A 10078-nucleotide genomic window follows, 5' to 3' on the forward strand; every position below is an offset into this window, starting at 1 on the left:
GTCGCCCGCCGCGAGCTCGCGCTGGAATCGGCCATCACCAAGCTCGACAAGTACCACCTGCTGATCCTCGACGACCTCGCCTACGTCACCAAGGATCAGGCCGAGACCAGCGTGCTCTTCGAGCTGATCAGCGCCCGCTACGAACGCAGATCCACTCTCATCACTGCAAATCAACCCTTCGGCGAGTGGAACAGGATCTCTCCGGATCCTGCTATGACGTTGGCCGCCGTCGAACGTCGAGAGCTACCGACGCCGCACCGCCGTCGAGCGCCGAAAGGGACCAGGACGCCCGCCAAACCGCGCGACAATCAAAGACATCCCTGATTGACGCCCACGACAATCAGGATGAGAAAACCCTTGCTCGCGGCCGATACCACCGCGATCATCACCGCCGCCGCGACACCCCGACTCTTATCCTGATTGTCGCGCCGAACTCACCCAGATTGCCGCGCTATACAGAAGGGCATCACCGTGGCATTCACCACCGCGGCCACCCTCGTCCACCAGCTCATGGAGGCTCGCGACGAGCGCCGGCTCCTGAAGCAGCAGCGCGATCTCCAAGCCGTGCAACTCCTCATCGTCGACGAACTGGGGTACGTGCCGCTGTCGCCGACCGGGGCCGAGCTCCTCTTCGAGGTCTTCTCCCAACGCTACGAGCGCGGCTCGACAATCGTCACGTCTAATCTCCCCTTCGAGGATTGGACGAGTGTCCTGGCTTCCGAACGGCTCACCGGCGCGTTGCTGGACCGCCTGACCCACCACGTCCACATGCAGCGTCTCCCTTAGGAACATGCTGATGCCAGTGGGCGTCGGCATCGGCTCGTCGATCGTTGCCATGCGAGGGGTCTCGCGGGCCGTCTCCCAGTAGAGACGCGCAGAGCTCGCTCCCGTGTTGGGCAGCCAGTAGAGCATGACGTTGTCGATCATGCCGTCGAGCGTGAAGACCCGCTCGGCACGGCCGTCGCTGTCCGATACGTCCTGAAGCATCTGGTAGATCCAGGCCGCGAGCCCCGCAGGCGAGTCCGCCAGGGCATAGGCGACGGACTGCGGATGCCTGCTCTGGATCTGTGCGTAGCCCGACAGGCGATCCACGTAGAACTGGAGATCCTCCAGCATCTTGCGCTCGGCTGGCGTGGCACTGGCTTTCTCGGCATCGGTCAGCTCGAACTCGACGAGGTTGAGGTGGATCCCGATCAGGCCGGGCGGTTTCATGAAGCCGAGCCTCGTGGCGATCTGCGCACCGCGGTCGCCTCCCTGCGCCGCCCATCGCCGATAGCCAAGCCGCTCCATCAGGACGATCCAGGCCTTGGCGATGCGCTCGTTGTTCCAACCCGTCTCGGTCGGCTTTCCGGAGAAGCCATGGCCCGGGAGCGACGGCACCACGACGTGGAAGGCATCCGATGCCTGCCCCCCTTGAGCGACCGGATCGGTCAGCGGTCCAATGACATCCCGGAACTCGAGCACCGAGCCCGGCCAACCATGAGTGAGGAGCAACGGTTGGGCGTTGGGCTCGGGGGAGCGGACATGCAGGAAGTGGATGTCGAGGCCGTCGATCTCGGTGAGATGCTGGCCGGAGTCGTTGAGCAGCCGTTCGCAGGCACGCCAGTCGTAGCCGCCCCTCCAGCGTTCGACCAACGCCCGAATGTCTTCCAAGGGCGGTCCCTGGCTCGTGTCTTCGACTGTCTCCGCGTCAGGCCACCGCGTCCTGGCAAGCCGAGCCTGTAGGTCGTCAAGATCGGCTTGCGGGACGGCCAGCTCGAACGGCCGAACCAGGTTGCCCTTCGTCCCGGACGCGCCGGACGCCGAAGACGGCACCTCGTCCGACAGCGCTTGAGCCGTGCCAGGAAGCAGGACCGCACCAGCAGTGGCGGCAAGCGAGTGAATGAACTGTCGGCGATCCATGGCGATCTTCTTTGACGGTGTCGACGCAGCGCAGACCCCTTGCTCCGCGCAAGGATGATCCAGTCGGCTGAGGGATCGCTACATGTTAACCGCGCGAACCAGACGGACGCCCCAGTCCTCGTCCGGGTTGGTGGTGCCGTCCCCGAGGCGCTCCTGCATCACGGCAACACCGAGGTCCCGGCGCTTGGGCAGGCGAGGCCTGTCGGCGGCGGCGAGAGCCGGTCCCATCTCCTCACGTGTCAGGTCAGTGCAGTAGGCCGGCGCGCCCGGCTGCTGGCGCCACGAGTCCGCAAGTGTGCCGGCGTCGAAGGCGTCGAACCCGGTATCCTCGACAAGCGCCATGGCGACCTCGCGGTCCCGGTCACGGTCCGCCGCGACGGGAATGGCGATGCGCCCTTGCGCTCCCGCTGGCTGGCCCTTCTTGGCGAGCGACGCGGAGCCTATAGCGTTCCAGGCCTTAGCGATGGGACGGCTCAACTGCCCGGTGACCCAGAGGCTCTCGACCTCGCCCTGCTCGATCACCTCGATCCGCTCGTCGCGGAACGGGTAGTAGTTGGACGTGTCGACGACGACCGTGTCGGTCGGGAGCTTCGCGATCCGAGGCGCGATCTCGGGAAGGCGGTTGAGGGGAATGGAGAGGATGACGACGTCGACGTCGACGAGCGCTTCCGGCTGCGTGACCGCTCGGGCGCCGGATGACAGGAGTTCGGCCACGACCGTTTCCGGTCCGCGGGAGTTGGCTACCTTCACGTCGTGCCCGGCAGCACTGAGTTTCTGGACCAGCGTCTTGCCGATGTGGCCCGTGCCGAGAATGCCGATCTTCATGAGTTTCATCCCACTACTTGTTGCATCGCTGTTATAACTACGAGTAGGTAGAGGTGTCGGCAAGAACCGACCAAAAGGTGACATACACACCAAAAGGTAACTGTGATGGTGGACCGTGACTGGCGATGTGAGGACCCGAAGGCGCAGCTCGTTTGGGCGGCGGCGACAAGTGAGGCGATGCGCGTGCTCGAGGGTAAGTGGAAGATCGTCATCATCTTCCAGCTCTTCGCGGCCAAGGAACCCCTGCGGTTCTCGGAGCTCGGACGCCGTGTCGAGGGCGTGAACCAGAAGATGCTGATTCAGCAACTGAAGGAGCTCGAGAAGGACGGGATCGTCGTCCGGACGATCTACCCACAGGTGCCGCCCAAAGTGGAATATTCGCTGAGCGAGATGGGTTTTGCACTCGGCCCTGCGATCGAAGCGCTGATCGACTGGACCTTTCTGCGCCGCAGCGCGTCGGAGGAAACGGAAAAGGTCGCGTAACCGACGTACTTACCTTTTGGTGTGTATAACACCAATCGGTAAGTTCTTGCTGAAGCGTGAGCGCGTCTCTAGCTTTCGTTCCCTGACAACAGCCTAGGGGACCGGAACATGAAGATCGGCATCATCGGCATCGGCAACATTGGCGGCACGCTCGCACGCAAGCTCAGCGCGGCGGGACATGAGGTCCGCGTGGCGAACTCCAAGGGGGCCGAAGCTGTAGGCCCCTTCGCGACCGAGATCGGGGCCACCGCCACCGACGCGCGTGGTGCCGTCGACGGCGTTGACCTCGTTATCCTCTCGATCCCGCTTCCCGCAGTGGCCGCCTTGCCGAAGGACCTCTTCGTCAGCCTTCCTGACACTGTCCCGGTAGTGGACACTGGCAACTACTACCCCGGAATGCGCGATCCGCAGATCGCGGAACTCGATGCGGGAAAGACCGAGAGCGTCTGGGTGTCGGAGCAGATCGGTCGCCCGGTCATCAAGGCGTTCAACAACATCCTGGCACACTCGCTCAAGGAGCTCGGCCGTCCCGAAGGGTCGCCGGGGCGCTTGGCCGTGGCCGTTGCGGGTGACGACACCACCGCGAAGAAGACCGTCATGGGCATCGTGAACGGCGTCGGCTTCGACGCCGTCGACGGCGGGACGTTGCAGGAGTCGTGGCGTCAGCAGCCTGCAACGCCCGGCTACTGCGGCGACTACGACGCAGCGAGCATGGAGAAGGCCCTGTCGGCGGCGGTGCCGGGCGAGGCCCCCGCCATCCGCGACAGGCTCCTCAAGAACATGAGCACGTCCGGGCCACGGCTGACCCATGACGACATGATCGCCATGAACCGTTCGGCGAATCCGCTGGGCTGAGCCTCGCTCGAGCTGACTCGATCGGTGGGGCATCGGTCCGACGGTGCTGCCTCGTCGAGGCATTGAATGCCAGGCCCGCATTCCGGCGATTTGAAGAAGGATCAAAGACATGATGGCTGTTCGATGGACATCCGGCGAGAAGCCGGACCTGGAGTTTCGTGAAGAGGCCACGCACACGCCCGGTCGGCACGAGGTGCTGGTGAGGGTGCAGGCCGCCTCCCTGAACTTCCGGGATCAGGCCATCCTTGACGGGCAGTACGGCGGACCAACGCAGCCGAACGGCGTGCCGCTGTCCGACGGAGCCGGCGAAGTGGTCGCTGTCGGAGAGGGCGTGACGCGGGCGAAGGTCGGCGACCGTCTCAGCGCGTCCTGTCACCTACACTGGATCGGCGGACCACCGCGTCCGGAGTACCAGCTCGACAGCCTCGGGATGACGACGGACGGTTGGCTGGCCGATCACATCCTCCTGCACGAGAACGCGATCGTCCAACTGCCCGCCTACCTGTCCTACGTCGAGGCGGCCTCGCTGCCTTGCGCTGCGGTGACAGCCTGGACGGCCCTCAACCTGTCGTCGCCTCTCCAGCCGGGGCAGACGGTGCTGATTCAGGGTACTGGCGGCGTTGCCCTGTTCGCGCTTCAGGTGGCGCGGATGTTCGGCGCACGCGTGCTCGCAATCACTTCGTCGGACGAGAAGGCCGTCACGCTCAAGGAGCTCGGGGCGGAGGCGGTCGTCAACTACCGCAAGATTCGGGACTGGGGCCGCGCAATCCTCGACCTCACGGACGGCACGGGCGTCGACAAGACAGTCGACATCGCCGGCGAGAAGACGATCGTCAGGTCCGCGGCTTCAACGCGTAAGGGCGGGGACATTACGGTCGTCGGGTTCACGAGCGGGTTCGGCGGCGGTCTGCCCCCGATCGATATTCTCTCCCGCTCCCTTACCGTCGCAGGTACGGCGATCGCCCCCCGGGAGAACTTCGAGGCCCTGTTGAAGGCTATGGCCATGCACGAGGTTCGGCCCTTCATCGATCGGGTCTTCCCTTTCGCCGATCATCGCGAGGTGTACCGACGCCTCAAGAGCGGCAACCACGTCAGCAAGGTCGTGGTCGACGTCGCGCATTGAAGCCATCCAGTCAGCGTCTGAGCGGGCGATCCCGTCATCCGCAACTCGTACCCGAGAGACTTCCATGACAAAGCCAAAGATGATCGTCGGGATGCATCTCGGGAACGGCTACGGCACGCATGGGGCATGGCGCATGCCCTGGGTCGATCCGACGAGCTATACGAGCTTCGACGCCAAGGTTCGCCATGCTCAGGCAGCCGAACGCGGCAAGCTCCAGTTCCTGTTCCTGCCGGACGGGCCGAGCTACGTCGCCGACGTCGACAACGAGCCTCCGCACTACAATCTCGACGTGATGCTCACCCTCGCGGCGGTCGCCCGCGCGACCAGCCGCATCGGCCTTGTCGCCACAGGCTCCACTACCTTCAACGAGCCCTTCAACCTCGCCCGCCAGTTCAAGGCGCTCGACGTCATGAGCCATGGTCGGGCCGGATGGAACGCGGTTACCTCGAGTGGCGAGGACATGGCGGCGAACTACGGCAAACCCGTACCTCCTCGTCCGGAGCGCTATGCCCGCGCCCACGAGAGCATCCAGCTCGTGCAAGCCCTGTGGGGTAGCTGGGGACGGGACGCGTGGGTCCACGACCAGGCATCTGGCCAGTTCGCCAAGGGGGACGAGGTCGTGCCGATCAACCTCGGTGGCGAGTTCGTCGCCTCCCGCGGGCCGCTCTACATCCCGCCCTCCGAACAGGGCCAGCCGATCATCTTCCAGGCTGGAGGCGGCGGCAACGGTCACGAGCTGGCAGGCCGCTACGCAAGCGGCGTCGTCGGGGCGACCTTCAGCATCGAGGATGCGCGCAACCAGCGAGCCGCCATCCGCGAGGCGGCGGAGCGCGCCGGGCGCGATCCCGACGAGGTGAAGTTCTTCGCCGGCCTGATGACGACCATCACCGCCGACAAGCGCGCGGGCCTCGATCGCCGGATGAAGCTGACCGAGCATACGTTCGCGCAACGCATCCCCTATCTCGGCCAAATGCTCGGGCTGCGCCTCGATCCTGCTCGGATGGGCGAGCCGCTGACGCAGGAGCAGTTGGCGGCCGCGCGTCCGTCGCCAAGGGACCCTCGTTCCGCGCTGGCTTTGAAGGTCGCTCGGGAGGGCTGGAGCCTTCGCGACATCCTCGCTCACGGCGTGATCGACTACCACCCAGTCATCGCTGGCCCTCCTGTCGAAGTCGCCGACCACATGCAGGAATGGTTCGAGGCGGAAGCCGTCGATGGGTTCTGGGTGTCGCCGGACGTCTACGACGACGGGATCGATTCCTTCGTCGACGGCGTGATCCCGATCCTACAGGACCGGGGCCTGTTCCATCGCGAGTACGAGGGCACGACCCTTCGCGACCATCTCGGGGTGCCGGCCCAATACGGTATCGATCCCTGTGTCAGCGGCTGATCCGACAACGACATCCAAGGAGGAGGAAAAGACCATGACTAAGCGCATCATCGGAATGAGAAACCCCGGCAACGGAGTCTCTGCGTTCCCCCGTCGCCGTAAGCTCGCAAGGCTTCTGGCATCTGGAACCATCGTGCTCGGCACCGCCCTAACGGGATCGGCAACGTCCGCCGGCGCCGCCGACAACGAAGGGCTGACACCTGCGGCCCCGCTGGCTTGTGACGATGGACTGAAGGCTGCCATGGGCGGCGCTGCCGACACCACGGTCCTGCTCGTGAAGGCGTTCAGACAGGGCGAACCCTTGGCTCTTGCAGGGGCGGCGAGCGCGGCAGCCTCGACCACCGCAGTCGAGGGTGCGGCGAACGCGCCACCTCCGACGGCTGGAACCGACATGTGCCTCGTGAAGCTGCTGGTCGGTCCCGGCAACCCGGGTCCCGCCGGAGCGCCGTCGACTTCGGCAGGCATCGGTATCGAGGTGCTGCTTCCGAGCCACGCCGAGTGGAACGGGCGCATCCGGGCCTACGGCAACAGCGGCTGGTCGGGAACCCCGCAGGCGAGCCTGGCCCAGGTCGCCGGCGACGACCTCCATGCAGCGGCCGCGGCGAAGGGCTTCGTGGTCGCCACGTCTGACAACGGACATGTGGGATCGCCAATCGACGCCTCGTTTGCCATGAACCCGGACGGCAGCGTCAACACGGTCGGGTGGAAGGACTTTTCCCAGCGGAGTCTGCACGAGGTAGCCGAGAAGACCAAGGCTCTGGCCAAGCTCTACTACGGCCGCCCGCACGAGTTCGCCTACTGGGACGGCTTCTCCACCGGTGGCCGCCAGGGCCTGAAGATCGCGCAGGCATTTCCCGGGGACTTCGACGGAATCCTGGTCGGCGCACCCGCCATCAACTGGACCCGCTACCATACGGCCGGGCTCTACGCCCAGATCGCCATGAAGCAGGAACTTGGCGAACTCATCGCGCCGGAGAAGCTGGACGCCGTCACCAAGGCGGCGATCAGCGCCTGCGGCGGTGCCGAGCTCGGCTTCCTGATCGACCCGTTGTCATGCCGATACGATCCGACACAGGACGCCGCACTGCTTTGCAAGGGGTCTTCCGGCGAACCTACGGGAAGCGCGGCGGGCAATCCAGAGGCCTGTCTCACCAAGGCCGAAGCGGGTGTGGTCAACAAGATCTGGTACGGGCAGACAATCGACGGTTCCGCACCCGACCCTGCTAGGGACAACGGAAACGCGAACGACCTCTCGGACGAACGGCGGCTCTGGTTTGGCTGGACCCGCGACACCGACCTGAAGGCCACGCCCGCCGGCGGTGCCCCGGGCATCATCCTCGCGGCGGACCAGACGGCCCTCGAGATGCAGGATCCCACGTTGGGGAGCGACTTGTTCGCCAACGCCACGGGCAAGGGAGCGAACCGCTGGCTGGATACGCTGGACTACGCCGGGCTGGCAACTGCGCAGGCACGGGGCGTCGAGCTTCAACCTCAGTTCAGTGACATCAACACCGACAATCCCGATCTTTCGGCCTTCGATGCCGCGGGAGGCAAGGTCCTCATGTACCAAGGGCTGTCGGACGAATATATTCCGGCCCAAGGTTCGATCAGCTACTACGAGAGCGTCATGTCCCGCATAGGCGGGGCCCAGGCTGTCCAGGAGTTCTTCCGCTCCTACCTGATCCCCGGCTTTACCCACAGCGGGCGTTCGGAAGGCCTGCCGAACGTGCCCGTGCCGCAGCCTGTGTCCGGTCGCGACGAGATGTTCTTGGCACTTCAGGATTGGGTCGAGAACGGCGAGGCGCCGGGAACGATTGAAGCCACTTCGAGTGATGGCAGCGTCTCCCTGCCGCTCTGCGTCTACCCGCTAAAGACGACCTACAAGGGCACGGGTTCGGTGAAGTCGGCGGAGAGCTACGCCTGCTACTGAGACAGGTGAAAACGTAGGCTGAGTTAGGAGATGCAAGCCGTGGCTTCTTCACTGAAGGGTGGCCACGGCCGGCCTTGCCAAACTCAACGTTCGGCAAGGTCCGCTTCATCAGTCTCTGAGCCCTAAGAGGACAGGCGGGTTACTACCCAAATCGGAAATAATTTCCGACGCCGCCTGTACAGCCGCCGTCCGGTGTAGGGTCAACTTGCCTGGGCAAGTGCATCAGGCTGTCTCAGCTTCCTGCGCCGTAAATGGAGCAACTTCTCACGTCTCTGACGAAGATCCGGATCGCTTCCTCGATCGTGTGACGTTCGCCGAATGCGGGGCGAGTGACGTTGCCCCCAGTTTCTATCCAGCCTTGATTTCGTTCCGGCGGTTGGTTTGGCCCTCTCGGGCGGGTTGAGCGGCGTGGGCAGACGCGGAGCCATTCACGTTGCGTAGCGTCTGATCCTGCCGCGGGTGGAACGTGGCCGCGAAGTCGACCGGCGTCTGCCATCCGAGCTTCGAGTGCGGCCGCGTGGTGTTGTAGTCGAACTGCCACCGCAAGAGCGCGGCTCTGGCCTGGGCCAGGCTGGAGAACAGCGTCTCGTTCAACAGTTCGTCCCGCAGGCGGCCGTTGTAGCTTTCAATGAAGCCATTCTGCATCGGCTTGTCGGGCGCGATGTAGTGCCACTCGACCGTCGCCGCGTCAGCCCAGGCCAGGATGGCGTTGGAGGTCAGTTCGCTGCCATTGTCGCTCACGATCATCTTCGGCCTGCCGCGCTCTCCCAGCAGCCTGTCGAGTTCGCGAGCAACCCTCACACCCGACAGCGATGTGTCCGCAACCAGTGCCAGGCACTCGCGGGTGCAGTCGTCGACGATCGCCAGGATCCGGAAGCGCCGACCGTCTGTCATCTGGTCGGCGACGAAGTCGAGCGACCAACGCTCGTTCGGTCGCAGCGGGATCATCATCGGCGCTCGTGTTCCGATCGCCCGCTTGCGGCCACCTCGCCGACGGACCGTCAGGCGCTCCTCGCGGTAGAGCCGGAACAGCCGCTTGTGGTTGACCTCGAAGCCTTCGCGCCGGAGCAGCACATGCAGACGCCTGTAGCCGAACCGTCGCCGTTGCTGGGCGATGGCTTTCATACGTTCGCGCAGCGTGGCGTCATCCCCGCGCGTGGTTTTGTATCTCATCGTCATGCGACAGAAGCCGGTGGCTTTACACGCCCGCCGTTCGCTCATCCCATGGGTGTCCATGAGGTGGGCAACAGCTCTCCGTTCGGCAGCGGGCGTCACCACTAATGGGATGGCCCGCCCCGTCCTCCCGTTGCACCCTGCATCGACGGGGTCAGAATGCACCGGCTGGGGGCAAACCGGAGGAGTTGATCATGATGCGCAACAAGCCTCGCGGTGCCGCGGTCTACGGCATCGATCTCGGCAAGAACCTGTTCCACGTCGTCGGCACTGACGCCGAGGGGCGTCCCGTTCAGACGCTGAAGTTCTGCCGAGACACGCTGCTGACCTTCTTCGAAAGAGCCGAGCCGGCGTTGGTCGGCATGGAAGCTTGTCCCGGTTCGCAGTGGCTCGCGCGCAA

6 protein-coding genes and 5 pseudogenes are annotated in these 10078 nt (G+C 64.8%); 8 read left to right on the forward strand and 3 right to left on the reverse strand.

Annotated features, from left to right (window positions below):
- Both BUQ68_RS22195 and BUQ68_RS22200 read left to right on the forward strand, forming a co-directional pair.
- Nucleotides 1–328, forward strand: a pseudogene (locus BUQ68_RS22195) (ATP-binding protein); the annotation flags it as partial.
- 122 nt (nucleotides 329–450) lie between these two features.
- Nucleotides 451–786 (forward strand): annotated as a pseudogene (locus BUQ68_RS22200) (ATP-binding protein); the annotation flags it as partial.
- Between the two features lie 444 nt (nucleotides 787–1230).
- Here the strand turns inward: BUQ68_RS22200 and BUQ68_RS24360 are convergent.
- A pseudogene (locus BUQ68_RS24360) lies at nucleotides 1231–1902 on the reverse strand (epoxide hydrolase family protein); the annotation flags it as partial.
- A gap of 78 nt (nucleotides 1903–1980) precedes the next feature.
- Nucleotides 1981–2736: an NAD(P)-binding domain-containing protein gene (locus BUQ68_RS22210; protein ID WP_075218224.1), complete on the reverse strand. Its 756-nt coding sequence runs from the start codon at nucleotides 2734–2736 to the stop codon at nucleotides 1981–1983.
- Nucleotides 2737–2832: 96 nt separating this feature from the next.
- Here BUQ68_RS22210 and BUQ68_RS22215 point away from each other — a divergent pair, with 96 nt between their 5' ends.
- The 5 genes from BUQ68_RS22215 (at nucleotide 2833) to BUQ68_RS22235 (ending at nucleotide 8505) form a co-directional block, all read left to right on the forward strand.
- Entirely contained in the window at nucleotides 2833–3210 is a 378-nt protein-coding gene (locus tag BUQ68_RS22215) for a winged helix-turn-helix transcriptional regulator (protein WP_075218225.1), read from the forward strand.
- Nucleotides 3211–3318: 108 nt separating this feature from the next.
- Nucleotides 3319–4065, forward strand: coding sequence for an NADPH-dependent F420 reductase (locus tag BUQ68_RS22220; protein ID WP_075218226.1), 747 nt, complete (start codon nucleotides 3319–3321; stop codon nucleotides 4063–4065).
- 109 nt (nucleotides 4066–4174) lie between these two features.
- Entirely contained in the window at nucleotides 4175–5188 is a 1014-nt protein-coding gene (locus BUQ68_RS22225) for a zinc-dependent alcohol dehydrogenase family protein (protein ID WP_075218227.1), read from the forward strand.
- 64 nt (nucleotides 5189–5252) lie between these two features.
- Nucleotides 5253–6575 carry an NtaA/DmoA family FMN-dependent monooxygenase gene (locus tag BUQ68_RS22230; RefSeq protein WP_075218228.1) on the forward strand — a complete coding sequence of 441 codons (1323 nt, stop codon included), beginning with the start codon at nucleotides 5253–5255 and terminating at the stop codon, nucleotides 6573–6575.
- A 34-nt stretch (nucleotides 6576–6609) separates the two neighbouring features.
- Entirely contained in the window at nucleotides 6610–8505 is a 1896-nt protein-coding gene (locus BUQ68_RS22235; protein WP_095407409.1) for a tannase/feruloyl esterase family alpha/beta hydrolase, read from the forward strand.
- 348 nt (nucleotides 8506–8853) lie between these two features.
- On the opposite strand, the pseudogene BUQ68_RS22240 reads toward BUQ68_RS22235, so the two are convergent.
- A pseudogene (locus BUQ68_RS22240) lies at nucleotides 8854–9783 on the reverse strand (IS3 family transposase); the annotation flags it as partial.
- Between the two features lie 89 nt (nucleotides 9784–9872).
- Here BUQ68_RS22240 and BUQ68_RS22245 point away from each other — a divergent pair.
- Nucleotides 9873–10078, forward strand: a pseudogene (locus tag BUQ68_RS22245) (IS110 family transposase); the annotation flags it as partial.

The sequence above is a fragment of the Mongoliimonas terrestris genome (assembly GCF_001927285.1).
Taxonomy (GTDB): Bacteria; Pseudomonadota; Alphaproteobacteria; order Rhizobiales; family Pleomorphomonadaceae; genus Chthonobacter; species Chthonobacter terrestris.